We start from the raw sequence: 25,315 nt of genomic DNA, 5'->3' as shown, positions 1-25,315 counted from the left end.
CGTCGGCCGGGAACCGATGACCACCCGGACCCCGGGCGCACCAGGCCGGAGGACCCGTGAGCGGAGCAGCGACCGACGTGCGCGCCGTGCGCGTGACCCCGGCAGCGCTGCCGTCCGCGGCCGACCCGGACGCCCACCCGCTCCCCGCCGCCGACACGGCCGCCGTGGTCCTCGCCGGCGGCCGCGCCCGGCGGCTCGGCGGCATCGACAAGACCGCGTTGGCCCGCGACGGCGCCTCGCTGCTCGCTGAGGCCGTGCGCGCCGCGTCCGGGTGCGCGCGCACCGTCGTCGTCGGGGCGGGCAACCGACCGGGCGGCGCGACGGACGCGCAGCGGCGGGCGGCCGGATCCGCGCGGCTCGTCGACGAGGATCCCGCGCACGGCGGGCCCGCCGCGGCCCTCGCCGCCGGGGTCCGCGACCTGGCGCGCGCCGCCCCGACCGCGTGGATCCTCGTGCTCGCCGCCGACCTCGCCCGCGCCCCCGAGGCGGTCGCCGCGCTCCTGCCGCTCCGGCGCGACCCCGCGCACGCCGCCGGGCGCGACGCGATCCTCGCCCGCGACCCCGGCGGGCGCGTCCAGCCGCTCCTCGCCCTCTACCGCGCCACGCCGCTCCGGGCGGCCCTCGCCGCGGTCGACGCGGACGCGGGCCTCGACGGCGCGTCCGTCCGCCGCGTGCTCGCCGCCCTCGACGCGGACCGCATCGCGTACGCCGACCTCCCCGCCCGGCTCTGCGCCGACGTGGACACGCCCGACGACGCGCTCGCGCACGGGCTCCGCCTCCCCGACGACAGGATCCCCGATGACCGCTGACGCCTCCCCCGCCGCCGCGCCGACCGCCGCCACCGCACCGACCGCCGGTGCGCCCGCGACGCCCGCGCCCGCGGACCCGGCCGTCCTCGACGGCTGGGTCGACCGCGTGGCCGCGCTCCTCGAGCTGCCCGCGCAGGAGGTCGACGTCGCCCTCGTGCTCGACCTGGCGCGCGACGCCGCGCACGGGATCGCCCGGCCGGCCGCGCCGCTCACGACCTTCCTGCTGGGGCTCGCCGTCGGCCGCGCGGGCGGCGGGGCGGCGGACGCGCGGCGGCTCGCGGCGGAGATCACGGCCGAGATCGACCACATGCGGGATCCGGTCGGCCCGGTCGCGCCCGTCGGCGGCGCGGCGCTCGGCGAGGACCTGCTGCGCGCCGACCAGGCGCCGCCCGTGCCCGAGTCCGACCTGGGCGGCCGCGCGTGACGGCGGCCCGCGCGGTCGGCACGACCCGCGTCGGCACGGCCCCCGCCGACGAAGCCCCCGCCGACGCTGCCTCCGCGCGCGCGACCGCTCCGCCGATCGCCCTCCGGGACGCGTCCTGGGACGACGCCCGCGCGGCGGCCCACCGGCTCGGCGAGCGCATGGCCGCGCACCGTCCCGTCGCCCCGGAGCTCGTGCCGCTGGACGCCGCGGGCGGGCGGATCCTCGCCCACGACCTCCGCGCCCGCGCGGACCTCCCCGGGACGGCGGTCTCCGCGATGGACGGCTGGGCCGTCGGATCCTGCGGGTCCGGCCCGTGGCGCGTCGGCGCGCCCGTGCTCGCGGGGCACGCCCCTTCCGCCGTCCCCCTCGGCCCGGGCGACGCGCGGCCCATCGCGACCGGCGCGCCCGTCCCGCCCGCGACCGCGGGTGTCCTCCGCAGTGAGCACGGCGACGTCGCGGGCGGCGTCCTCCGGCCCAACGCGCTCGCGCCCGCGGGCGGCGCGCGCACCGGGGCGGAGATCCGGCCCGCGGGCGAGGAGGCCCGGCGCGGCGACGCGCTGCTCCGCGCGGGCACCCGGATGACGGCGGTGCGCCTCGGGCTCGCGGCCGCCGCGGGCCACGACCTCCTGCCGGTGGGCGCGCCGTGCCCGGCCGACGTGATCCACCTGGGCGACGAGGTCGTCGCGCGGGGCGTCCCCGCACCGGGTCGCGTGCGCGACGCCATCGGCCCCGCGCTTCCCGCGCTGCTCGCCGCCTGCGGGCTCGCGGCCGGATCCGCGACCCGCGTCCCCGACGACGCCCGCGCCACCCGCGACGCCATCGCCCGCGACGCCATCGCCCGCGACGCCGTCGCCCGCGACGCCATCGCCCGCGGCACCGCGCCGCTCGTCGTGACGACGGGCGGCAGCTCCCGCGGCCCCGCCGACCACGTCCGCGCCGCCCTCGACGCCCTGCGCGCGCGCCTGGTCGTCGACGCCGTGCGCATGCGCCCCGGCCACCCCGTGATGCTCGCCGAGCTCCCCGACGGGCGCGCCGTGCTCTGCCTCCCCGGCAACCCCCTCGCCGCGGTCGCCTGCCTGCTCTCGCTCGCGCCGCCGCTCGCCGACGGCCTCGCCGGACGCGCCACGCCCGCGCTGCCGCGGTGGACGGCGGGCGCCGAACTGCCGGGCGGCGGATCCTCGACCCGGCTCGTCGCGTGCGCCCTCGACGCGGACGGCCGCCTCGTCCCCGTCGCCGCGCAGGGACCGGGGATGCTCCGGGGCCTCGCCGCCGCGGACGCGCTGGCGGTCGTGCCGTCGGCCGGGACGCGGGCGGGCGACGCCGTGCGGGCGATCCCGCTGCCCGGCTGACCCGCGCCCGAGCCGGGAGCGCCACCCGCATCACCGGGCGGACCACGCCGACGAGGCCGACCCCTGCCGAACCCGACCTCAGATCAGCGCCGCCGTCCGGCCGCCCGCCGACGCGAGGACCTCCTGGATCCGCCCCCGGCACGTCCCGCAGCCGGTGCCCGCGCGCGTGCACGCGCCGATCTCCTCGACCGTCCCGGCGCCGCCCGCGGCCGCCTCCGCGATGGTCCCCGCCGTGACGCCGTTGCACCAGCACACGGTCGCGTCGGGCGCGAGCGGATCGCCGGTCGGCAGGGCCCCGGCGTCGGCGGCGTCGAGGCGGAGGAGCACGGACCGGTCGGCCGGGAGCTCGCCGCGGCGCTCGAAGAGGAGCGTGAGCTCGGCACCCGCGCGGGGCATGCCGACGGAGACGAAGCCCACGAGGATCCCGTCGCGCGTCACGGTCTTGACGTACGCGCCGCGCGCCGGGTCGGTCCACACGGCCACCTCGCGCGGGGACGGCGCGTCCGCGTCGGGCGCCTCCGCCCCGCAGGACGCGGCGTGCACGAGACCGGGACGCCGGCGCCGCGCGGGCGGGTCGTCCCACGGCTCGGCGGTGACGTCGCCGCCCGCGACCACGTCGACCCCCTCGGCCTTGAGCATCACGACGGGAGGGCGACCGGCGTCACCCGCGAGGGCGGAGACCCCGACCGTCGCGGCCGTGCCCCCGCCGGCCGATCCCGCCGCCCATCCCGACGCCGCCTCCGCCTCGCCCGCCAGCAGCCCGGCGAGCGCGTCGGCCTGCCGCCAGCCCGGCCCGATGAGGCCCGACGGCCCGCCCGGGACCTGGCCGTCGGGCCGCGCGGATCCCGGCGCCGCGACGTGCGCGCAGTCCCCGATCGCGAGGACGGCCGGGTCGGTCCAGCTGCGGAGGTCCGCGTCCACGAGCACGCCGCGCCCCACGGCGAGGCCCGCCGCGGTCGCGAGCTCGTCGCGCGCCGTGACCCCGCAGGACAGCACGAGGAGGTCGCCGTCGATTCGCCCGCCGTCGGCCAGCAGCAGCGCCTGGAACCGCTCGTCGTCCGTCCCGCGGTCGTGCAGCAGGACGCCCTCGGCCCGCGCGTGCGCCGCCATCGCCACGCCCGCCGCGTCGGCCGCGTGGCTGAGCGTGCGGCCGCCGCCGCGGTCGAGGTTCCGCGCCATGGGGACGTCGCCGTGGTGCACGGCCACGACGTCCGCGCCCTGCTCGGCCGCGGCGAGCGCGAGCTCCATGCCCAGCACCCCCGCGCCGAGCACGACGATGCGCCGCCCGGCCGTCACGGCGGCGAGCACGGCGCGCGCGTCGCGCAGGTCGCGGAGCGCGACGACGCCCGCGGGCAGCGGGTGGCGTCCGTGGTCGAGGCCGTCCGGATCGCGCGGGACGTCGCCGCGGACGTGCCGGGACGCATCGAGCCCGTCCATGGGCGGCACGTGCGCGCGGGCACCCGTGGCGAGGACGAGCCGGTCCCAGCGCAGGACCTCGCCGGTGTGCAGGGTCGCGGTCCGCTGCGCGCGGTCGATCCCGACCACCGCGCCGTGCCGGACCACGCGCACGCCCGCGGCCTCCGCGGCGGCCGTGTCGGCCACCTCGAGGCGCGCCCGGTCGGCGCGCCCCACGGCGTGCTCCGCGACGAGCACGCGGTTGTACGGGTCCTCGTCCTCGGCCCCCACGACGACGACCCGCAGGATCCCCGCGCGCACGGCCGGCAGCAGCCCCTCGACCAGCCGCGCGGCGACGGGCCCGTGGCCGACGACCAGCACGCGCATCGCGCCGCCGTCCGCGTCAGCCACGCGCCGCCTCCTCGGCCGTCGCGAGCGCGCGGACGGTCACGGGTGTGCGCTTGAACTCGGGCATGGCGGAGACGGGGTCGACGGCGGCGGCCGTGAGCAGGTTCGCGCACTCGGATCCCGCGTAGTGGAAGGGCAGGAACACCGTGTCGTGCCGGATCCCCGCCGTCACCTCCGCGACCGCCCGCACCTCCCCGCGCGCGTTGGCCACCGCGACGGGCGCGCCGTGCACGATCCCGAGCCGCACGGCCGCCGACGGGTGGATCTGCAGCCGCGCCACGGGCTGCGCGCCCTGCAGCTCCGGCACCCGCCGGGTCTGCGCGCCCGACTGGTAGTGCTCGAGCAGCCGCCCGGTGACGAGCGTCAGCGCGCCGCCGACGGGCGCCGGATCCCCGGCCGTCACGTCCCGCGGCGTCACCGCGACGAGCCGCGCGCGGCCGTCCGGGTACGCGAACCGGTCGGCGAAGAGGCGGGGCGTGCCCGTGGATCCGGCCGGGTACGGCCAGAAGGCCTCCACGGCGTCGTCGTCGAGGAGGGCGTGGCTGAGGCCGGAGTAGTCCGCGATCCCGCCCGCGGAGGCGCGCGCGAGCTCGTCGAACACGACGGCGGGGTCGGTGGGCCAGGTCGAGGGCGCGTCGAGCCGGCGCGCCAGCTCGGCCATCACCTCGAGCTCGCCGCGCACCTCCGGCGGCGGGGCGAGGGCGCGACGGCGGCGGATCACGCGGCCCTCGAGCGACGTCGTCGTGCCCTCCTCCTCGGCCCACTGCGTGACGGGCAGCACCACGTCGGCGAGCGCGGCGGTCTCCGAGAGCACGAGGTCGCACACGACGAGCAGGTCGAGGCGCGCGAGGCCGCGCCGGACGGCGGTCACGTCGGGCGCGGAGACGACCACGTTCGAGCCGTGGACGAGGAGGCAGCGGATCCCGCCGGGCTCCCCCAGCTCGCCGAGCAGCTCCACGGCGGGGACGCCCGGCCCGGGGATCGCGTCGGGCTCGACGCCCCACACCGCGGCGACGTGCGCGCGGGCGGCCGGGTCGGTGATGCGCCGGTAGCCGGGCAGCTGGTCGCACTTCTGCCCGTGCTCGCGCCCGCCCTGCCCGTTGCCCTGGCCGGTGAGGGTGCCGTACCCGGATCCGGGCCGTCCCGGGAGCCCGAGCAGGAGCGCGAGGTCGATCGCGGCGGTCGCGGTGTCGGTGCCGTCGACGTGCTGCTCGACGCCGCGGCCCGTGAGGATGAAGGTGCCGCGCCCGTCCGCGAGCCGCCTGGCGACCCGGCGCAGCTCCGCGACCGGCACGCCCGTCACGGACTGCACGCGCTCGGGCCACCACGCGTTGGCGCTCCGGCGGACGGCGTCGACGCCCGTGGTCCGGGCCGCGATGTAGGCGTCGTCGGCGAGGCCCTCCGCGAGCACGACGTGGATGAGCCCGAGCAGCAGCACGAGGTCGGTCCCGGGCGCGGGCTGCAGGTGGATCCCCTGGCCGTCGTCCGCGAGGTGCGCGGTGGCCGAGCGGCGCGGATCCACCACCACGAGCCCGCCCGCGGCCCGCGCCCCGCCGAGGTGGCCGATGAAGGGCGGCATGGTGGCGGCCACGTTCGAGCCGAGCAGCAGGATGGTGGACGCGCCGTCGAGGTCCGCCACTGGGAACGGCAGGCCGCGGTCGACGCCGAACGCGCGGTTGCCGGCGGCTGCCGCGGACGACATGCAGAACCGCCCGTTGTAGTCGATGCGCGAGGTGCCGAGCGCGATCCGCGCGAACTTGCCGAGCTGGTAGGCCTTCTCGTTGGTGAGGCCGCCGCCGCCGAAGACGCCCACGGAGTCCGCGCCGAAGCGCGCGCGGCTGTCGCGGAGCCGGTCGGCGACGAGGTCGAGCGCGTCGTCCCACGTCGCGCGGACGAGCTCGCCCGACGCGTCGCGCACGAGCGGGTGCGTGAGCCGCCCCGCCGCCGTGAGCACCTCGGCGCTGGTCCAGCCCTTGCGGCAGAGGCCGCCGCGGTTCGTGGGGAAGTCGCGGCCGGCGATCGCCAGCGGCGGACTGGCGGGCACCGCGGCCCCGGCCCCCGTGGGCGTCATGGTCATCGCGCACTGCAGCGCGCAGTACGGGCAGTGCCCCCGCGTGCCGGCGCCTCCGCCCGCGCCCGCCTCGGCGACCGCCGGCATCAGACGCGCGCGCCGGCGTCGGTCCCGCGGCGGATCCCGCCCGCCCGCAGGTAGACGAGCCCGGTCACCGCGAGCATCACCGCGTACGCGACGACGAAGCCGCCGAGGCCGGTCGTGTAGCCGCCGGTCTCGGTCTTCGAGAGGCTCAGCACCTGCGGGATGATGAAGCCGCCGTACGCGCCGAGGCCCGAGATGAGGCCGAGCGCCGCCGCGGTCTTCCGCTGCGTGCCCACGTCGCCCGAGCCTCGGCCGGCGCGGACCGTGCCGGAGCGCAGGGCGAAGACCGCGGGGATCATGCGGTAGGTCGCGCCGTTGCCCATGCCGCTCGCCGTGAAGAGCACGAGGAACAGCGCGAGGAAGAGCGGGAAGCTGCCGAGCGGGAGGGTGGCGATCACCGCGACCACGGCGAGGCCCATCACGACGAAGGCGCCCATGGTGACCGCGGCGCCGCCGTGCCGGTCCGCGAGGCGGCCGCCGAGGGGCCGGGCGATCGATCCCATGAGCGACCCGAGGAACGCGAGCGACAGCGTGGCCGAGCCGACCGCGAACGTCGAGAGCTCCGGGAACTCGTCCGAGATGAGCTTCGGGAAGACGCCCGCGAAGCCGATGAACGAGCCGAAGGTGCCGACGTAGAGGAACGCGAGGATCCACAGGTGCGGCTCCTTGAGCGCCGCGAGCGACGCCGTGAGGTCCGCCTTCGCGTGCGACAGGTTGTCCATCCGCCGCCACGCCCCGAAGGCCGCGACGAGGATGAGCGGCACCCAGACCCAGCCGGCGAGCGGCAGGTCGAGCGTCGCCGCCGCGCCCACCGTGATCACGAGCGGCACGACGAGCTGCGCCACCGACGCCCCGAGGTTGCCGCCCGCGGCGTTGAGCCCGAGCGCCCAGCCCTTGCGGCTCTGCGGGTAGAAGTAGGTGATGTTCGACATGGAGCTCGCGAAGTTGCCGCCGCCGAGGCCCGCGAGCGCCGCGACGAGGAGCAGCACGCCGAACGGGGTCTCCGGGTTCCCGACGCACAGGGCGAGCGCGATCGTCGGGATGAGCAGCAGGAGCGCCGAGATCACCGTCCAGTTGCGGCCGCCGAAGCGCGGGACCATGAACGTGTAGGGGAAGCGGAGCGTCGCGCCCACGAGGCTCGGCATCGAGATGAGCCAGAACACCTCGCCCGTGGTGAGGTCGAAGCCGGCGGCGGGGAGCTGCACCACCACGATCGACCACAGCTGCCAGACGACGAAGCCGAGGAACTCGGCGAGGATCGACCAGCGGAGGTTCCGGCCCGCGATGCGCGCGCCGCCGCCCTCCCACTGGCGGGCGTCCTCCGGGTCCCAGCCGTCGATCACGGCGCCGTCGCGGAAGGTGAGGCCGGGCGCAGACGCGCCGTGCGCGTCGACGGTGCGGGCGCCGGGCGCGGGGGCGCCGGGCGCGGGAGCGCCGGGCGGGGTGGTCGGCTGCGCGGGAGCGGGGGCGGTGTGCCCGGTCGCGGGCGGGAGGAGTTCGGTCATGGCGGTTCTCCTGGTCGGTGCGGTGCGGTGCGAGATGGAGGCCGCGGGCGCGGCGGGAGGGCCGCCCCCGGGATGCGGGTGCGGCGATGGCGGGCCGGGCGCGGGTCAGCGCACGGGCACGGCCGCCGACGCGTGCAGCTCGACGACGATGTCGACGAGCTCCGAGGGCGGCGCCTCGCCGTCGACGAGGAGCGGGGCGCTCGTGGCGTCCCCTCCCGCGCGCTCGGCGAGGGTGGCGAAGTAGCCGGGGGCGAGGAGGTAGGTGGCGACGACGACGCGGGATCCCGGGTGGGCCTCCCGCTCGTCGCGCACGGCGGCGGGCACGCGCGGCCGCGCGGCGGAGATGAACGACGTGACGACCTCGCGGCCGAGCTCCGCCTGGAGCAGCGCGCCCACGGCGTGGCAGTCGGCGACGGCGCCGGCGTCGCTGGATCCGGCCGCCGCGAGCACGACGCGGTCGCCCTCGCGGAGGCCGGCCTCGCGGAGGCGGCGGGCGAGGACGACGGCGAGGCGCGGATCCGGCCCGAGCGCCCCCGTCACCCGCACCTCGCGCGGCGCGGCGTCCGCGGCGGCCTCAGCGAGGTCGACGTGCACGTGGTAGCCGGCGCTCAGGAGGAGCGGCACGACGACGACCGCGCGGTCCGGGTCGTCGAGCCCGTCCATGGCGGCGGGCACGTCGGGCTGCTGCACGTCCACGTGGGCGTCCACGACGAGGAGGTCGGGCCGGGCCTCCCGCACGGCCTGCACGAGGGCGGCGACGGCCCGGCGGCCGGCGGGATCCGAGGTGCCGTGCGACGCCGCGACGAGCGCCGCCGAGCGGGCCACCTCCACCACGCCGTCGCGCACCCGGCTCCGCCACACGGGCAGGCGCAGCGACGGCGTCGTGAGGCACTCCCCCGTGTCGAGGTCGAAGACGTCCTTGTGCAGCGGTGAGGCGATGGTCGTGCGTCCGCCGCGGGATCCGACGATGCCGCGGGCCATGACGTGGGCGCCGGTGGCGGGATCCGCGTGGCCGACGGCCCGCACGCTGTCGTCCGGCAGGCGGAGGAGCGCGACCTGCTCGCCGCCGACGAGCGCGGCCTCGCCCCACAGCGGCTCCAGCTGGTCGAGCCGGCACACGGCGAGCCAGGGGCCCGTCGACGTCGTGCCGGGCGCGGACGCGGCGACCTCGGTCATGGTCATGCGGTCTCCTCGCGGTCGGATGCGGGGTGGAGCGGCGGATGGTGCGGCCGGCCCGGGATCCGGGCGGCTCGTGTCGGCCACGCTAGGGAGGCGGTGTTTCCGTCTCCGACCGCCGCCGTGACGGCGGCGTAACGAAGACCTCTCGGCCGCGCGGCATCGGCGTGAGGCGCCCGTCACACGGCGTGACACGGGGGCAACGACGCCGAAACGGGCCCTGAATAGCGTGGGAGGACACCCGAGGAGGAGGCCAGCCATGAGCGCATCCGGTGCCACGACGTCCGACCCGCACGCCGTCCCGACGGGCGCGTCCGCGTCGCCCGCGACCGGGCCCGACGGGGTCCGCCGCGTCGTCATCGTGGGCGGCGGTCCCGCGGCCCACCGCCTCGCCGAGTCCCTCGCATCCCGCGTGGACGCGTCGACGCCCGACCTCCGGATCACGGTGGTCGGCGACGAGCCGCACCTCCCCTACGACCGCGTGCAGCTCTCGAAGCGCCTGCACGGCGACGTGGACCTGACCCTCGGCGAGGCCGCGTTCTGGGACCACGTGGCCCTCGACTGCCGGCCCGGCCGCCTCGCGACGCGCATCGACCCGGTCGCCCGCACGGTCGCCCTCGACGACGGCGACGTCCTCCCCTACGACGAGCTCGTGCTCGCGACGGGATCCACCGCGACCGTGCCGCCCATCGCGGGCGCCGAGCACGGCCGCGTGTACCGGACGCTGCGGGACGTCGCCGACCTCGTGGCCGAGATCGCGGAGCTGCGGGAGCGGAACGGCCGGCCGGTGGACGTCGTCACGGTCGGCGGCGGGCTCCTCGGGCTCGAGGCCGCGGGCGGCGTGCACGCGCTCGGCGCACGCTCCGCGGTCGTGCACTCGGGGCGCTGGCTCATGTCGTCCCAGCTCGACGAGGGCGCGGGGCAGGCGCTCGGCCGCATCGTCCACGGTCGCGGCGTGGAGCTGCACCTCGGCGTCCGGCCCACCGAGGTCCTCACGACGCCGACCGGCCGGGTCATCGGCGTGACCCTCACGGACGGGCGCACGATCTCGGCGGACGTCGTCGTCTTCTCCATCGGGATCACGCCGCGCGACGAGCTGGCGCGCGACGCCGGGCTCGAGATCGGCCCGCGCGGCGGCGTCGCGATCGACGCGGCCTGCCGCACCTCGGCCCCGCACGTGTGGGCGATCGGCGAGGTCGCAGCGGTCGACGGCGTGTGCGTCGGCCTCGTCGCGCCCGCGAACGCGATGGCGGAGACCGTCGCCGACCGGATCACGGGCGGCGAGGCCGTGTTCCCCGGGATCGACGACGCGACGAAGCTCAAGCTCGCGGGCGTCGAGGTCGCGTCCTTCGGCGACGCGATGGGCCGCTCGGAGGGCGCGCTCGAGGTCGTCTACGCGGATCCAGCCCGCGGGCTGTACCAGAAGATCGTGATGAGCGACGACGCGCGGACCCTCCTCGGCGGCGTCTTCGTCGGCGACGCGGGCCCGTACAGCGCGCTCCGCCCCCTGCTCGGCCGCGAGCTCGGATCCGAGCCCGGCGCCTACCTCTCGGCGGCCGGCGCCGAGCCGCCCGCGGCCACCGACCTGCCCGACGACGTGCAGGTCTGCTCCTGCAACGACGTGAGCGCGGGCGACGTCCGCCACGCGGTCCGCGGATCCGACGGCGTCCCCGGCTGCACCGACCTCGCGGCGCTCAAGGCCTGCAGCCGCGCCGGCACCCAGTGCGGGTCGTGCGTGCCGCTCGTGAAGAAGATCCTCGACACCGAGCTCGAGGCCGCGGGCGTCGAGGTGTCGCGGGCGCTCTGCGAGCACTTCGCCGTGAGCCGCAGCGAGCTGTTCGAGACCGTGCGGATCCTCGGCCTCACCTCCGCCGCGCAGGTGTTCGACCGCCTCGGGTCGGGCCTCGGCTGCGACGTCTGCAAGCCCGTCGTCGCGTCCGTGCTCGCCACGCAGACCAAGGGCTACATCCTCGACGCCGGCCAGGGCCCGCTGCAGGACACCAACGACCGCGCCCTCGCCAACATGCAGAAGGACGGCACGTACTCGGTGGTGCCGCGCATCCCCGGCGGCGAGATCACGCCGGCGAAGCTCAAGGTCATCGCCGAGGTGGCGGAGAGATACGACCTCTACACGAAGATCACGGGCGGCCAGCGCATCGACATGTTCGGCGCGCGGCTGGAGCAGCTGCCCGAGATCTGGCGGATCCTCGTCGACGCCGGGTTCGAGTCGGGCCAGGCGTACGGCAAGGCGCTCCGGAACGTGAAGTCGTGCGTCGGATCCACGTGGTGCCGCTATGGCGTGCAGGACGCGGTCGCCATGGCCGTGCACCTGGAGCTCCGGTACCGCGGGGTGCGCTCGCCGCACAAGTTCAAGATGGGCGTCTCCGGCTGCGCGCGCGAGTGCGCCGAGGCCCGCGCGAAGGACATCGGCGTGATCGCGACGGAGACCGGCTGGAACCTCTACGTCGGCGGCAACGGCGGCTTCACGCCCGCCCACGCGCAGCTGCTCGCGAAGGACCTCGACGACGACACCCTCATCCGCTACATCGACCGCTACCTCATGTACTACGTGCGGACGGCCGAGCGGCTGCAGCGCACCGCGCGCTGGCAGGAGGAGCTGGAGGGCGGCCTCGAGCACGTGCACCAGGTGGTCGTGGAGGACTCGCTGGGCATCGCCGCGGAGCTGGAGGCGGCCATGGCGCTGCAGATCGACGGCTACGAGGACGAGTGGGCGGCGACGCTCGCCGACCCCGACCGGCTCCGCCGCTTCCGCTCGTTCGTCAACGCGCCCGCCACGCCCGACCCGTCGCTCGCCCGCGTCGAGGAGCGCGGCCAGCGGCGGCCCGCCTTCCCGGAGGAGCGCGACGGATCCGTCATGCTGTCGGGACCGTCCATCCCCGTCCGGAAGGTGTGAGCCGTGCCGATCCCCCTCGATGTCCAGGGCCGCCGCGTCGTGGTGGTCGGCGGGCCGGCCGCCACCCGCCGGATCACGGCGTCCCTCGCCGCGGACGGCGCCGACGTGGAGCTCGTGCCCGACCACGCGGCCGGCGCCGCGCTCGACGCCGCCGCGCTGCCGGCCCGCGCGCTCCCGGACCTCGTGCTGTGGGTGGAGGGCGACCCCGTCCGCCGCGCCGCCGTCGCCGAGGCCTGCCGGGCCGAGCGCGTCTGGTTCCAGGCGGTCGAGGGCACCGCGCCCACGCCGCTCGGGCACGTGACCCTCGTGGGCGGCGGCCCCGGGGATCCCGCCCTCATGACCGTCGGCGCGCGCACCGCCCTGGCCGAGGCCGACGTCGTGCTGCACGACCGCCTCGGCCCCACCGACGACCTGGCGGCCTTCGCCCCGGGCGCCGAGCTGATCGACGTCGGCAAGACCCCCGGCCACCACGCCGTGCCGCAGCGCCGGATCGAGGAGCTGCTCGTCGAGCACGCCTCCCGCGGCCTCCGCGTCGTGCGCCTCAAGGGCGGCGACCCGTTCGTCTTCGGGCGCGGCGGCGAGGAGGTCATCGCGTGCCGCGCCGCGGGCGTGCCCGTGACCGTCGTCCCCGGCGTCACGAGCGCCGTCGCGGTGCCCGCCGCGGCCGGGATCCCCGTGACCCACCGCGAGGTGAGCCGCGCGTTCACCGTGGTCTCCGGCCACGTGCCCTTCAGCGAGGACGAGCTGTCGCACCTCGTCGGCCTCGGCGGCACCCTCGTCGTGCTGATGGGCGTCGGCACGCTGCCGCACCTGGTGGCCGGCCTCCAGCGGCACGGGATGCGCGCCGACATGCCGCTCGCGATCGTCGAGCGCGGCTACGCGATCGACCAGCGCACCACGGTCACCACCGTCTCCGGCGTGGCCGGGCTCCTCGGCACGGTCGCGCCGCGCTCGCCCGCGGTCATCGTCGTCGGCGAGGTCGTGCGCGTGCCGGGCTGGGCCGAGGAGGCCGCGGCCTCCGGGCACGCCCCGTGGGAGGATGGCCGCCGGGCACGGGCGACGCCGTGACCGCCGAGGGAGCGCCCGCCATGACCGGATCCGACGCCGAGCCCGGCTTCCGGCCCGACCAGCTCGAGGGCTTCCGCATCGCCGTGACCTCCGACCGGCGCTCCGAGGACCTCATCGCCGCGTTCGAGCGCCGCGGCGCCGACGTGGTGCACGCCCCCACGATCCGCATGACGGGCGTCAGCGACGACTCCGCGCTCGAGGCCGAGACCCGCGCGATCATCCGGGAGCGGCCCGGGATCCTCCTCGCGACCACCTCCTACGGGATCAGCCGCTGGTTCGAGGCGGCCGACGCCGCCGGCATCGGCGACGAGCTCACCGAGGTGCTCGCCGAGGCGCGGATCCTCGTCCGCGGCCCCAAGGCCCGCGGCGCCATCCGCGCCGCCAGCCTCGACGACCACGGCATGAGCGAGCGCGAGACCACCACGTCCCTCGTCGACCTGGTGCTCCGCGGGGACGTCGCCGGCGTCACGGTGGCGGTGCAGCTGCACGGCTTCACGGATCCGGTGCAGCTCGCGCGCCTGGAGGCGGCCGGGGCCCGGGTGCTCACCGTCGCGCCCTACCGCTGGACGGTGCACGAGGACTCAGCGCGCGTGCTGCGGCTCGTCGAGGCGCTGTGCACGGGTGGGATCGACGCGGTCACCTTCACGAGCGCGCCCGCGGTCGAGGCGCTGTTCACCACGGCGGACGCGGCCGGCCGGCTCGAGGACCTCCAGGAGGCGCTGCGGACGATGGTGGTCGCGGCGGCCGTCGGCCCGGTCACCGCGGCGCCGCTCGTCGAGGCGGGCATCCTCCCGATCACGCCCGACCGCTTCCGCATGGGGGCGCTCATCCGGCTCGTGTGCGCGCACCTCGAGGAGTCGGGCGTCGCGCGCCTCGCGACCCAGCACGGCACGGTCGAGCTCCGCGGGCGGCTCGTGGTGATCGACGGCGAGCGCCTCACCCTGAGCCCCGTGCCGCTCGCGCTGTTCCGCGCGCTCGTCTCCGCCGAGGGCGCGACGGTGCCTCGCCGGGTGCTCGCCCGGGCGACCCCGGAGGTGCTCGACGACCACGCGGTCGACGTCGCGATCTCCCGGCTGCGGCGGTCGCTGCCCGACGGCGGGATCATCCAGACCGTCATCAAGCGCGGGTACCGGCTCACCACCGCCTGACCCGCGCGTGGTCCTCCGGACCCGCGCATCTCCTGCCGCGGGAGGAGGGGCGGGGGCCGGGAGGAGGACGCGCGCCGCGGCGGGGTCCGCGAGCCTGGGGTCACCGCCCGCCCGGGTGGTCGATCAGGAGGATCCCGTGCCCGTGTCCGTCGCCCCCACCGCCCCGTCCGCCCCCGCGGTCCCCGTGTCCGCCGCGCAGCCGGCCGCGCCCCGCCCGGGCGACCCGGCCTGCGTCGCGTTCTCGTCCACCGGCGCGTTCCGCCACGCGGGCACGTCGACCCTCGAGGTCGACCTCGCGCCGGCGCGCGCCGCGGCCGCGCTGCTCGCCGCCTGACCCGGGACGCGCCCTCCCCGGACTCGCGGTCCCATTCCCGCCTTGAGCACGGGATCGTGCCGTCCGCCGCGGACGCGCCTAGCGTCGAGGCATGAGCGCGACGACGAGCGGCACGACCGCCTCCCCCTCCCGCGACGCCGAGCGGCTGCCCGGCCGGAACCTCGTCGCGGGCCTCCTGCTCGGCTTCGGCACGGCGACCTTCGTGGACGAGACCGTCTTCCACCAGCTGCTGCGCTGGCACCACTTCTACGACCGATCCACCACCGAGGTCGGGCTGATCTCGGACGGGATCCTCCACGCCGTCGGCTGGTCCGCGGCCATCGGCGCGATGTTCCTGTTCGCCGACCTCCGGCGTCGCCGGGCGCTCATCTGGCCGCGCTGGGCCGGCGGCCTGCTCGCGGGCGCGGGCGGGTTCCAGCTGTACGACGGCACGATCCAGCACAAGGTCATGGGCCTGCACGAGATCCGCTACGGCGTCGACCTCCTCGCGTACGACCTCGTCTGGAACGGCGTCGGCGCGGTGCTGCTCCTGGCGGGCCTCGTGCTGATCCGGCGGACGCGCGCCTCCGCGCGACGCGCCTCCGCGGGATCCTCCGTCGGCGAGCGCGGCGTCGGGCGGACTCCCGGTGCATGACCACGGGGCCGGGTCCGCCGGCGCCCTCGCCCTGGCCCCCGCGGCGCTCGCGCTCCTGCTCGCGGTGGCCTACGCGTCCGCCGCCTGGCGCGACCGGCGTCGACGCGCGTGGCCCGCGCACCGCACGGCGCTGTGGATCCTCGGCCTCGCCGCCGCGGTCGCCGCGGTCACCGGACCCCTCGCCGACGCGGGCCACGACGACCTCGTCGCCCACATGGTCGGCCACCTCCTCCTCGGGATGCTCGCCCCGCTCCTCCTCGTGCGCGCCGCCCCCGTGACCCTCGCGCTCCGGAGCCTCGACGTCGTGCCCGCCCGCCGGCTCACGGCGCTCCTGCGCGCGCGGCCCGTGCGGATCCTGTCGCAGCCGCTCCCCGCGGCCGTCCTGAACGTCGGCGGCATGTGGGTCGTCTACGGCACGCCCGTGCTCACGCGCATGCACGAGGATCCGCTGCTCGCCGCCGTGGTGCAGCTGCACGTCCTCGCCGCCGGGTGCCTGTTCACGTACGCCATCGTGGGCGTGGACCCGTCGCCGCACCGGGCGTCGCCCCCGCACCGCGCGCTCGTGCTGGTGGCGGCGATGGCCGCGCACGGGATCCTCGCGAAGTCGCTCTACGCCGTCCCGCCCGCCGGGGTGCCCCGGGCGGAGGCCGAGCTCGCCGCGCAGGTGATGTACTACGGCGGCGACGCGGTGGACGCGGTCCTCGTCCTCCTCCTCTGCGCCGGCTGGTACCGCGCGACGCGTCCGCGACCCGAACGCGGTGCCGCGGTCGTCGTCGGATCGCCCGCCCCGGCGACCACCGCCTGAGGGCACGGGCGGGCGCGTGCCACGGGCCGCCGATCCGTCGTCGCGGGCACGCCGCGCCCCTGATTGGGGGTGCCCGACCCGTCCGCGCGCCGCGCGCGGGCTTCCCGCGCACCGCGGTGCCGCCTAGCCTGTGGGCACGGAGACTTTTCTCCACCTGAGGAGCATCATGTCGTCGACCCCGCCGCCCGCCTCCCCGACGTCGGTCACCCCGTCGTCCGACGAGCCCGGCTGGTTCGGCGACGGCGAGGGCAACCAGCGCTTCTGGGACGGATCCCGCTGGACCACGCAGGTCTCCAGCCGCCGCGTCTTCCCGGGCCGTGCGTCGTCGACGCCCGAGCCCCGCCTCGTGAGCGAGTCGCCGCTGCCCGCCGACTACGCGCCCGGCGTCGCCGCCGCGGGTGCCGCGGGTGCCGGATCCGCCGCCTCCGTCGCGGACGCGCCGCCCGCCGGCCTGCCGCTCGCGCCGCCCACCGGATCGCCCGTGGCCCCTCCCGCCGGCTACCCGCTCGCGCCACCGACCGGTGCCCCCGTGGCGCCGCCCACCGGAGCCCCCGTCGCGCCGCCGACCGGTGCGCCCGTCGCGCCGCCCGCCGGCCCGCCCGTGGACGCGCCCATCCCGGCCCCGCGCTCGACCTCCGTCGCCGGCACCTTCGCCCCGACGCCCGCCGTGCCGGCCCCGCCGCGCGCCGCGACCACCGCCGCCTCCGCGCCCACCGCGCGCAGCGCCGGCACCGCGCCCGCGCTCCGCGGCCGCAGCACCTGGCCGTGGGCCGCGCTCGCGGTCGCCGCGGTGCTCGTCGTGGCGGCCGCCGTCATCGCCGGGATCCCGGGCCTCCTCATCGCCCTCGGCGTCGTGGCGCTCGTCGCCGGGCTCGTCCCGCTGATCCGCTCCGGGACCGCGTGGATCCCCGGCATCCGCAGCCGCGCCACCGGCGGCGTCGCGGCCGGCCTCGCGCTCGTGCTCATCGCGGGCGGCGCGTACGCCTCCACGGTGCCGACGCCGAGCGAGGACGTCGCCGACCCGGACGCCATCGAGATCTCCGACTCCCGCCCCGTGCCCCAGGCCACGGATCCCGCGAACCCCCTCCCCGTGTCGGCCGACGGCCTGGTCGAGATGGTCGACGTGACCCGCATGAGCGGCGTCGACGCCGGCGACACCCTCGCCGCGGCGGGCTTCGGCATCGCCTTCGCGGACGCCGCGGGCGGCGCGCTCGTCCGCCAGGACGTGTGGATCGTCGCGCGCCAGGACCCCGCCGCGGGCACGCGCGTCGCCCCCGGCACCACCGTGACCCTCACGCTCTCCGCCCCCGCGCCCGAGCGGATCGCGCTGCCGATCGTCCCCAAGGCCCCGGACGTCCCCTCCCGGCCGGGCACGCGCCCGGGCACGCAGAAGCCGGGCACGCCGTCGAACCCCGGCACGGGGAACGGCGGCAACGGGAACGGCGGGAACGGCGGCTCGCCGGCCGGCCCCGGCCCGACCACGCCCAGCGATCCCGCGCCGCAGCCCACCACCGACCCGGTGACGCCGCCGAGCCCCGACCCGGTGCCGACGACGGATCCGCCCGTCGAGCCCACGACGCCGCCGGTCGAGCCGCCCGTCGAGCCCCCGGTCGAGCCGCCGGTGGAGCCGCCCGTCGAGCCGCCCGTCGAGCCGACAATCCCGCCGGTGGATCCCGGCACGGGCGGCGAGCCGGTGCCCGAGCTCCCGCCGGTCGAGGGCTAGCCCGCCTCGTCGTCCGCCGCCGCGTCGACCGCGGCGGCGGCCCCGCCCGTCGTCCGCAGGTGCGCGCGCTCCCCGTCCCGGTCGAGGATCGTCAGCACCTCGGTGACCCCGCGGTGCGCGCTGATGCCATGCGGCACCATGGTCGAGAACTCGGCGGCATCGCCCGCCTCGACGAGGATCGTCCGCTCCCCCAGCTGCAGGCGCGCGGTCCCCGACAGCACCGTGAACCAGTCGCGGCCGGGGTGCACGCCGAGCTGATCGACGGGGAACGGCCGCGTCGGCGTCATGCGCATCTTCGCGACGAACACGCCCGATCCGCTGGCGCCACCGCGCGAGAGGATCCACGTCGTCCGGCCCGCCTGCTCGTCCCGCTGCGGCCGGATGACCACGTCGGCGTCGTCGCCCGACTCGATGAGCGCGTCGAGTGAGGTCTCGAGGGCCTGCGCGATCGGCACCAGCTGGTCGAGCGCAATGCGGCGGTGCCCGGTCTCGATGCGGCTGAGCGTCGACGGGCTGAGGAAGCAGCGGGCCGCGAGCACGTCGAGCGACCAGCCGCGCGCCTCGCGGAGGCTCCGGATGCGCTGGCGGACGAGGGCGTCGAGATCCGTGTCTTGCGTCATGGGCAAGATGCTATGCGCCATGAGCAGGCGCACGCGACCATGGGTCCATGCCGCACCCGCCCGCCCGTCCCCTCGTCCACCCCGACGCCCGCCTCCCCGGGCCGCCCCACGGCCACGGCCACGGCCACGCGCACGCGCACGGGACGGATGACCGCCACCCCCACGGCGTGGCCGACGCGCCGCTCGCCGCCATGCTCGACCTCGACGCCTGGATCCTGCACCGCCACCAGCTCGAGCTGACCACCTGGATCCGCCGCCTCGCCCGCGACACCGCCGGCCGTGTCGTCGTCGACCTCGGCGCGGGGACGGGCACCGGCACGGTCGCCCTCGCGCGGCGGTTCGACGCGGCCGAGGTCATCGCGGTGGACGCGAGCGCTCCCATGCTCGACCGCGTCGCCGAACGCGCGGTCGTCGACGGGCTCGCCGGCCGCATCCGCACGGTGCGCGCCGACCTCGACGCGGGCTGGCCGGCCCTGCCGCCCGCCGACCTCGTGTGGGCCTCGCTGATGCTGCACGAGGTCGCCGATCCCGCGCGCCTCCTCGGCCGCGTGCGCGACGGCCTCGTGCCGGGCGGGATCCTCGCCGTCGTCGAGATGGACGGGCCGCCCCGCTTCCTGCCCGACGAGCTCGACCCCGCCCTGGGCCGCCCCGGCCTCGCCGACCGCCTCGACGACGCGGTCACGCACGGCGGGACCGGCGGCCCGTCGCACCCGGACTGGGCGCCGTGGCTCGAGGCGGCCGGGCTCGTGGACGTCGAGACGCGCGTCTTCCCCGTCGATCCCGATCCGGCGGATCCGGTCGCCGCGGCCGCGACGCTCCCCTACGCCCGAGCATGGCTGTCCCGCGTCCGCGACCGCTCCGCCGACCGCCTCGACGCGGACGACCGCATGGCGCTCGACGCCCTCCTCGACCCGGACGGCCCGCACGCCCTCGAGCGGATCCCGGACCTGCGCCTCCGCGGCACCCGCACCGCGTACGTGGGCCGGCGTCCGCGCTGACCCGCGGCGCCGGTGCGCCATCGGCCGTTCACCCGGGTGGGGGGATTGGACGCGCCGCGTTGCCCCGCGCGGCCGCCGACTCGGGTAGTCCTGGGCCATGACCCCCCTCGACCGCACATCCGGCGCGGACGCCCGACCGGGAACCGTCCCGCGCGACCCCGGGCCGCCCACCGCCGCGTGGCCGGATCGCCGCCCCCGCACCGGCTGGCGCCTCGCCGCGGCCGCCCTGCTCATGGGCAGCGCGCTGCTGCAGCTCCACGCCGCGACCGAGCGGTGGATCGTCGCCGCCACCACCCGCGTCTTCGACGACGCCGGGATCCAGGACGGCCGCTTCGACCACGCCTTCCCCTCACGCGAGTGGGAGCCGCTCGGCGACGCGGCGGAGACGCACGGCGTCGGCCTGCTCCTCCTCGCCCTCGCGGTGGTCGCCGTCGCACGCGCCACGGGGATCACGGGGGCGGCGGGCCTCGCCGGCACGGCCGTCATCGCCGCGACCTCGGCCGCGGTGGGTGCGCACGCGCTGCTCTCGGGCATCACGGGGACGCCCTCGCCCCTCGCCGGCACGTACCTCCCGATGCTCGCGCTGAGCACCACCGGATGCGTCGCCGTCGCGGTGGCCGTCGTGCGGGGGCGGGCGCCGCGCGGGACGGCGTGGGATGCGCTCGGTGCCGTGCTGGTCGTCGGCGCCCTCCCCGTCGGGCAGCTGGTGGCGCTCTTCGCGATCGCCCCCGTGATCTGGGGTGGCACGTACTCCGACACGCCGATCCACACCGAGAGCGTCGTCGCCACCAGCACGGCCTGCGCCGGGGTCGCGATGCTCGTCTCGGCGCTGCTCGCCCGCCACCGCCGAGACCGAGGGTCCCTCGTCCCCCGCGACGTGCCCGCGGAGGAGGCCGCGTGATGCGCACGACCCCGGTGCGGGCCGCGACCCCGCCATGGCCCGCGCCCGCGAGCTCGGGGCGCCTCCGCGCCGTCGGCGGGCGCCTCCTCGCCGCCCTCCTGCTCGCGGGATCCGCCGCCCTGCAGATCGACGCCTCGCTCCAGCGCTGGGTCACGGCCCGCGGCGCGCTGCCGGCCTTCCGACGCGACGCGATCGAGTCGCACGAGCACGACTACGACACCCCGACCGCGGGGTGGGTGCCCCTCGGCGACGCCGCCCAGCGGCACGGGATCGGCATGATCCTGCTGGCCCTCGCCGTCGTCGCGCTCGCGGTGGCCGTGGGCGCGGGCGGGTGGACGGGCGCGCTCGTCACGCTGGCCGTGGCCGCGCCCTTCGGCCTCGCGGGCGTCCACGCCCTGTGGTCGGGGATCGCGGGCGCGCCCTCGCCCCTCGCCGGGGCGTCCCTCCTGCCCGCGCTCCTCGGCGTCGCGGGGCTCGTGGCGGTCGCGGTCATCCGGCCGTGCCGGGCGCACGCCTCCCTGCTCGACGCCGTCGCGCTCGTGCTCCTCACCGCGCCCGCGCTGCCCGGCTACCTCGCCGCGGCCTTCCTCATCGCGCCCCTGATCCACGGCGACACCTCCTACGACACCACGCCCTGGACGGAGACGGTCATCGGCGCCGAGGTGGGACTCGCGGCCCTGGTGCTGCTCGTCGCCGCCGTCGCGGCCGCCGTCTCCCGCGACGCGACGCGTCCGCGGATGCGTCCCCGATCCGCGCGCGGTGGGGCCGGCGGCGCCGCGGACCCCCTACCGTTGAGGCATGAGCACTGACGACACCGCATCCACCCCCGACGCGGACGCCGCCCCCCGCACGACCTTCAGCGACCTCGGCCTCTCCGACCAGGTCCTCAAGGCCCTCAAGGACGTGGGCTACGAGACGCCCTCCGCGATCCAGGCGGCCACCATCCCCTCCCTCCTCTCCGGCCGCGACGTCCTCGGCGTCGCCCAGACCGGCACCGGCAAGACGGCCGCGTTCGCGCTGCCGATCCTCAGCAACCTCGACGTGTCGCAGAAGACGCCGCAGGCCCTCGTGCTCGCGCCCACCCGCGAGCTCGCGCTCCAGGTGTGCGAGGCGTTCGAGCGCTACGCGTCCGGCATGCGCGGCGTGCATGTGCTGCCCGTCTACGGCGGCCAGGGCTACGGCGTGCAGCTGTCGGCCCTCCGCCGCGGCGTGCACGTGGTCGTCGGCACCCCCGGCCGCATCATGGACCACCTCGACAAGGGCACCCTCGACCTGTCGCAGCTGAAGTTCCTCGTGCTCGACGAGGCCGACGAGATGCTGAAGATGGGCTTCGCGGAGGACGTGGAGACGATCCTCGCGGACACCCCGAAGTCGAAGCAGATCGCGCTGTTCTCGGCCACGATGCCCGCGCAGATCCGCCGCATCTCGGGCAAGTACCTGCAGGACCCCGAGGAGATCACGGTCAAGAACAAGACCACGACCTCCGCGAACACCTCGCAGCGCTACCTGATGGTGTCGTACCCGCAGAAGGTCGACGCCCTCACGCGCATCCTCGAGACCGAGAACTTCGAGGGCATGATCGTGTTCGTCCGCACGAAGAACGAGACCGAGACGCTCGCCGAGAAGCTGCGTGCCCGCGGGTACGCGGCGGCCGCCATCTCGGGCGACGTCGCGCAGGCGCAGCGCGAGCGCACGGTCGAGCAGCTGAAGTCCGGCAAGCTCGACATCCTCGTCGCCACCGACGTCGCGGCGCGCGGCCTCGACGTGGAGCGGATCAGCCACGTCGTCAACTACGACATCCCGATCGACACCGAGTCGTACGTGCACCGCATCGGCCGCACGGGCCGCGCGGGCCGCAGCGGCGCGGCGATCAGCTTCGTCACGCCCCGCGAGCGCCGCCTCCTCACCGCCATCGAGAAGGCCACGCGCCAGCCGCTCACCGAGATGCGCATGCCGAGCGCGGAGGACGTCAACGTGACGCGCCTCACCCGCTTCGACGACGCCATCACCTCCGCGCTCCAGGACCGCGAGCGCCTCGACGCGTTCCGCGACATCGTGGGCCACTACGTGAACCACCACGACGTCGTCGAGTCCGACGTGGCCGCCGCGCTCGCCATCGTGGCGCAGGGCGACACCCCGCTCCTCCTCTCGGCGGACGACCTCCGCCCGCCGCGCGTCGAGCGCGAGCGCCGGGACGACCGCCCGGGCCGCGACGGCGACGACCGCGGCGAGCGCCGGGCCCGTCCCGCGCGCGGCAGCGGCAACATGGCCACGTACCGCATCGACGTCGGTCGCCGCCACCGCGTCGAGCCCCGGCAGATCGTCGGCGCGCTCGCCAACGAGGGCGGCTTCAGCCGCGAGGACTTCGGGCACATCGACATCCGCCCGGACTTCTCGCTCGTCGAGCTGCCCGCCGGCCTCGACCAGGACAGGCTCGACCGCCTGTCGGGCACGCAGATCAACGGCCGGCCGATCGACATCCGCCCCGACCGCGGCGGCCCCCGTGCCGCCGAGCGCGGCGCGGCCCCCGAGCGCCGGGGACGCAAGCCCCGCGACTGACCCGCGTCCGCGCCGCCGACGGCCCGTCCCCATCCAGGTGGGGGCGGGCCGTCGTCGCGTCGGGGGCGGCCCGTCGTCCGGCCGATAGCGTGGCCCGATGGATCCCGTCACCCTCCGCACCGCGCGCCTGACGCTCCGCCCGCCCGAGCCCGGTGACGTCGACGCGATCGCGGCGGCGTGCCAGGACCCGGGGATCCAGCGGTACGTCCCCGTCCCCGTGCCGTACACGCGCGACGACGCCGTCTCCTACGTGACCTCCTTCTGCCCCGACGGCTGGGCATCCGGCGAGCGCCTGACGTGGGCCGTGGTCGAGGGCGGGCAGCTCGTCGGGACGGCCGGCCTGCACGCCGTCGCGGACGGTGCCGCGGAGATCGGGTACTGGCTCGCTCCCGGTGCGCGCGGCCGCGGGATCATGCGCGAGGCGGCCTCGGCGGTCGTCGACCACGGCGTCGACGCCGGATCCGGCCTCGGCCTCGCCCGCATCGGCTGGCGCGCGTACGCGGGGAACACCGGATCCGCCGCCGTGGCCCGCACCCTCGGCTTCCGCTTCGAGGGCGTCACCCGGCTCGGCGCGCTCGGCCGCGACGGCCGCGAGGACGACTGGCTCGCCGGCCTCCTCGCGACGGACGACCGCGCTCCGCGGCCGTGGCCGGTGCTCGCGTGAGCTGCGCGCGGCGCGGCGGCGACCGTCACAGCCTCGGGCTCCTCGGCGAGGACATCGTGGTCGCGACCCCCGACGGCCGCCGCCTCCGCGGGGTCCTGGCAGGCACCGGGGACGACCTCGTCGTCCTCGAAGCCGGGCTCGGCGGCAGCGGGCTCACCTGGGGCCCCGTGCTCGAGCGGGTCGCGCGGACCAGCCGCGTCCTTGCCTACGACCGCGCCGGCCTCGGGAGCAGCGACCCGGATCCGGCACCGCGCGACCTCGAACGCCTCGCCGACGACCTGGAGGCCGTCGTGGCATCCGTTCCGCACCGTCGGCTCGTGCTCGCCGGGCACAGCTGGGGCGGGCCGATCGTGCGAGTCGTCGCGTCGCGTCGGATCGCGCGCGGGGACGACACCCTCGGCGTCGTTCTGGCCGATCCGAGCGATGAGCGGGCGCACGCCTACGCGTCCTCCACGACGCGGTTCGCCTTCGGCGTCCAGGCGGCGCTCCTCGTGCCGCTCGCCCGGACGGGCCTGCTGCGGCCCCTGCACCGGATCGCCCTCGCCGGCCTCCCCCGGCCCGTCCTCACGGCGGCCTCGGACGCCGCCGGCTCGGTCGCGGCGGCACGTGCCACGGCCGCCGAGCAGCGGCACGTCCTGCCCGGCCTCGCCGCGCTGGCCGCACCGACCCGGACGCTGCCCGGCGTCCCCGTCCGCATCGTCTCGGGCACGGGCACCGGACGCCTCGCGCGCCTGCAGCGCGCGGACCTCGTGCGCGCGCACCGGGCGTCGGCAGACGCGTTCGAGCAGGGCGGATGGCTCCCCGCGCCGCGGTCCGCGCACATGGTGCCGGTCACGGATCCCGAGGTGGTCGCCTCCGCGGTCGCCGAGCTGCTCGGACGACGAGTCGCTCCGGACTAGGGCGCCGGGATCGTCCGCGCCCACGCCCGGAACGATGCGAGGTCGGATCCGGTGAGCACCGCCACCGGGCCGGGCAGGGGCTCCCGGATCGGGACGAGGGCGAGGGCGTCGGCGGGGAGGCCGACGAGCACCTCGCCGACGGTCGAGTCGGGGGACGCGACATCCACGCGCGTCAGGTGGACGGTGCCGCCGGGGACGTCGGCGGGGTCGGCGTCGACGGACTCCGCCAGCCCTCCGCGGTCGCTCACCACCTGGTGCAGCTCGTCGACGCGGAACTGCGCGGACACCTCGCCCGCTTCCCGCAGCACGCCGGTCTCGGTCGCGCCCCGCAGCCCGATCGGCACGTCGGTCAACGATGCCGCGAGGCCCGATCCCGACCACGGCCGGATGCTCGAGAGCGGCCGCGGCTGGCGCTCGCGCAGCCGGTCCTCCGGGGTGCGACGCCACGGCCACTCGTCCCGCGAGAGGAACGACCCGACGAGGAGCCCCGCCAGCCACGGCAGCATCCCGGCCCGCATCGCGGACACGGCCAGCGCGACGGCGACCCCGACCGCGAGGACGAGGACGAGCGGCCGGACGCACTCCGGACGCGCCATGGGGACGAGGAGCCCGGCGGCGAGGACGAGGACCACGGCGATGAGCACCCCCGTGGAGGCCATCGACCCGCGACGCGTGCGGACGGTGCGGGACGTCTTCGGCGCGGTCATGGTGCTCCTCGGGTGGCGGCTGGGGCCGAAGCGGCGTCCGGATCCGGAGCCACCCGCCCTGCCGGTGACGGGCACGCGACCCGGCGCACGGCACGACCCCCGAGCGGGTGGGGCGGTCGT

22 protein-coding genes are annotated in these 25,315 nt (G+C 77.5%); 16 read left to right on the top strand and 6 right to left on the bottom strand.

Features of this window, described 5'->3' with window-relative positions:
• Positions 1–56: 56 nt before the first annotated feature.
• From mobA to ACT7CP_RS06015, 3 genes are read left to right on the top strand one after another with little or no spacing between them, the layout of a single operon-like run.
• Positions 57–809 (top strand): molybdenum cofactor guanylyltransferase, encoded by a 753-nt coding sequence (mobA, locus tag ACT7CP_RS06025; protein ID WP_445443741.1) that lies wholly within the window; start codon positions 57–59, stop codon positions 807–809.
• Positions 799–1,233: a DUF6457 domain-containing protein gene (locus ACT7CP_RS06020; protein WP_445443740.1), complete on the top strand. Its 435-nt coding sequence runs from the start codon at positions 799–801 to the stop codon at positions 1,231–1,233. The genes mobA and ACT7CP_RS06020 overlap by 11 nt, the downstream gene beginning before the upstream one ends.
• On the top strand, positions 1,230–2,582 hold the full coding sequence (locus ACT7CP_RS06015) for a molybdopterin molybdotransferase MoeA (RefSeq protein WP_445443739.1): 1,353 nt from the start codon (positions 1,230–1,232) through the stop codon (positions 2,580–2,582). The genes ACT7CP_RS06020 and ACT7CP_RS06015 overlap by 4 nt, the downstream gene beginning before the upstream one ends.
• A 78-nt stretch (positions 2,583–2,660) precedes the next feature.
• Here ACT7CP_RS06015 and ACT7CP_RS06010 read toward each other — a convergent pair whose 3' ends face one another.
• The 4 genes from ACT7CP_RS06010 to nirD form a co-directional block, all read right to left on the bottom strand.
• A complete protein-coding gene (locus tag ACT7CP_RS06010; protein WP_445443738.1) occupies positions 2,661–4,388 on the bottom strand; it encodes an FAD-dependent oxidoreductase in 1,728 nt (575 codons plus the stop codon).
• Positions 4,381–6,462 carry a molybdopterin oxidoreductase family protein gene (locus tag ACT7CP_RS06005; RefSeq protein WP_445443737.1) on the bottom strand — a complete coding sequence of 694 codons (2,082 nt, stop codon included), beginning with the start codon at positions 6,460–6,462 and terminating at the stop codon, positions 4,381–4,383. The genes ACT7CP_RS06010 and ACT7CP_RS06005 overlap by 8 nt, the downstream gene beginning before the upstream one ends.
• Positions 6,463–6,542: 80 nt before the next feature.
• Positions 6,543–8,045 (bottom strand): MFS transporter, encoded by a 1,503-nt coding sequence (locus ACT7CP_RS06000; RefSeq protein WP_413964070.1) that lies wholly within the window; start codon positions 8,043–8,045, stop codon positions 6,543–6,545.
• 105 nt (positions 8,046–8,150) lie between these two features.
• Positions 8,151–9,227, bottom strand: coding sequence for a nitrite reductase small subunit NirD (gene nirD, locus ACT7CP_RS05995; protein WP_413964069.1), 1,077 nt, complete (start codon positions 9,225–9,227; stop codon positions 8,151–8,153).
• A 253-nt stretch (positions 9,228–9,480) separates the two neighbouring features.
• Here nirD and nirB point away from each other — a divergent pair, with 253 nt between their 5' ends.
• From nirB to ACT7CP_RS05960, 7 genes are all read left to right on the top strand, one after another.
• On the top strand, positions 9,481–12,135 hold the full coding sequence (nirB, locus tag ACT7CP_RS05990) for a nitrite reductase large subunit NirB (protein ID WP_445443736.1): 2,655 nt from the start codon (positions 9,481–9,483) through the stop codon (positions 12,133–12,135).
• Between the two features lie 3 nt (positions 12,136–12,138).
• Positions 12,139–13,203, top strand: a complete 1,065-nt coding sequence (gene cobA, locus ACT7CP_RS05985) for a uroporphyrinogen-III C-methyltransferase (RefSeq protein ID WP_445443735.1) — start codon at positions 12,139–12,141, stop codon at positions 13,201–13,203.
• Positions 13,200–14,351, top strand: coding sequence for a uroporphyrinogen-III synthase (locus ACT7CP_RS05980; RefSeq protein WP_445443734.1), 1,152 nt, complete (start codon positions 13,200–13,202; stop codon positions 14,349–14,351). Before cobA ends, ACT7CP_RS05980 begins: the two co-directional genes overlap by 4 nt.
• A 136-nt stretch (positions 14,352–14,487) precedes the next feature.
• Complete coding sequence (locus tag ACT7CP_RS05975; RefSeq protein ID WP_445443733.1) at positions 14,488–14,685, top strand: hypothetical protein; 198 nt, start codon at positions 14,488–14,490, stop codon at positions 14,683–14,685.
• Between the two features lie 91 nt (positions 14,686–14,776).
• Positions 14,777–15,319, top strand: a complete 543-nt coding sequence (locus ACT7CP_RS05970) for a DUF2243 domain-containing protein (RefSeq protein WP_445443732.1) — start codon at positions 14,777–14,779, stop codon at positions 15,317–15,319.
• The gene (locus ACT7CP_RS05965; protein WP_445443731.1) at positions 15,312–16,124 is read left to right on the top strand and encodes a cytochrome c oxidase assembly protein; all 813 of its coding nucleotides are present in this window, start codon (positions 15,312–15,314) and stop codon (positions 16,122–16,124) included. Before ACT7CP_RS05970 ends, ACT7CP_RS05965 begins: the two co-directional genes overlap by 8 nt.
• Before the next feature lie 166 nt (positions 16,125–16,290).
• Positions 16,291–17,847 carry a PASTA domain-containing protein gene (locus tag ACT7CP_RS05960; RefSeq protein WP_445443730.1) on the top strand — a complete coding sequence of 519 codons (1,557 nt, stop codon included), beginning with the start codon at positions 16,291–16,293 and terminating at the stop codon, positions 17,845–17,847.
• On the opposite strand, the gene ACT7CP_RS05955 is transcribed toward ACT7CP_RS05960, so the two are convergent.
• Positions 17,844–18,467: a helix-turn-helix domain-containing protein gene (locus tag ACT7CP_RS05955; RefSeq protein ID WP_445443729.1), complete on the bottom strand. Its 624-nt coding sequence runs from the start codon at positions 18,465–18,467 to the stop codon at positions 17,844–17,846. The genes ACT7CP_RS05960 and ACT7CP_RS05955 overlap by 4 nt on opposite strands.
• A 47-nt stretch (positions 18,468–18,514) precedes the next feature.
• Between ACT7CP_RS05955 and ACT7CP_RS05950 the strand changes: the two genes are divergently transcribed.
• The 6 genes from ACT7CP_RS05950 to ACT7CP_RS05925 all read left to right on the top strand — a co-directional run bounded on the left by ACT7CP_RS05950 (position 18,515) and on the right by ACT7CP_RS05925 (position 24,488).
• The gene (locus ACT7CP_RS05950; protein ID WP_445443728.1) at positions 18,515–19,465 is read left to right on the top strand and encodes a class I SAM-dependent methyltransferase; all 951 of its coding nucleotides are present in this window, start codon (positions 18,515–18,517) and stop codon (positions 19,463–19,465) included.
• A 97-nt stretch (positions 19,466–19,562) separates the two neighbouring features.
• On the top strand, positions 19,563–20,366 hold the full coding sequence (locus ACT7CP_RS05945) for a hypothetical protein (protein WP_445443727.1): 804 nt from the start codon (positions 19,563–19,565) through the stop codon (positions 20,364–20,366).
• The gene (locus ACT7CP_RS05940) at positions 20,366–21,175 is read left to right on the top strand and encodes a hypothetical protein (RefSeq protein ID WP_445443726.1); all 810 of its coding nucleotides are present in this window, start codon (positions 20,366–20,368) and stop codon (positions 21,173–21,175) included. The genes ACT7CP_RS05945 and ACT7CP_RS05940 overlap by 1 nt, the downstream gene beginning before the upstream one ends.
• Entirely contained in the window at positions 21,165–22,925 is a 1,761-nt protein-coding gene (locus ACT7CP_RS05935) for a DEAD/DEAH box helicase (protein WP_445443725.1), read from the top strand. Before ACT7CP_RS05940 ends, ACT7CP_RS05935 begins: the two co-directional genes overlap by 11 nt.
• 97 nt (positions 22,926–23,022) lie before the next feature.
• Positions 23,023–23,589 (top strand): GNAT family N-acetyltransferase, encoded by a 567-nt coding sequence (locus ACT7CP_RS05930; protein WP_445443724.1) that lies wholly within the window; start codon positions 23,023–23,025, stop codon positions 23,587–23,589.
• The gene (locus ACT7CP_RS05925; protein ID WP_413964056.1) at positions 23,586–24,488 is read left to right on the top strand and encodes an alpha/beta fold hydrolase; all 903 of its coding nucleotides are present in this window, start codon (positions 23,586–23,588) and stop codon (positions 24,486–24,488) included. Before ACT7CP_RS05930 ends, ACT7CP_RS05925 begins: the two co-directional genes overlap by 4 nt.
• Here the strand turns inward: ACT7CP_RS05925 and ACT7CP_RS05920 are convergent.
• Positions 24,485–25,195: a hypothetical protein gene (locus ACT7CP_RS05920; RefSeq protein WP_445443723.1), complete on the bottom strand. Its 711-nt coding sequence runs from the start codon at positions 25,193–25,195 to the stop codon at positions 24,485–24,487. The two genes, ACT7CP_RS05925 and ACT7CP_RS05920, sit on opposite strands and share 4 nt — an antisense overlap.
• Positions 25,196–25,315 lie beyond the last annotated feature (120 nt).

The organism is Clavibacter rahimiani (assembly GCF_052654495.1).
The sequence above is the reverse complement of the archived record's forward strand: the minus strand, read 5'-3'. Positions and strand labels throughout refer to the sequence as shown.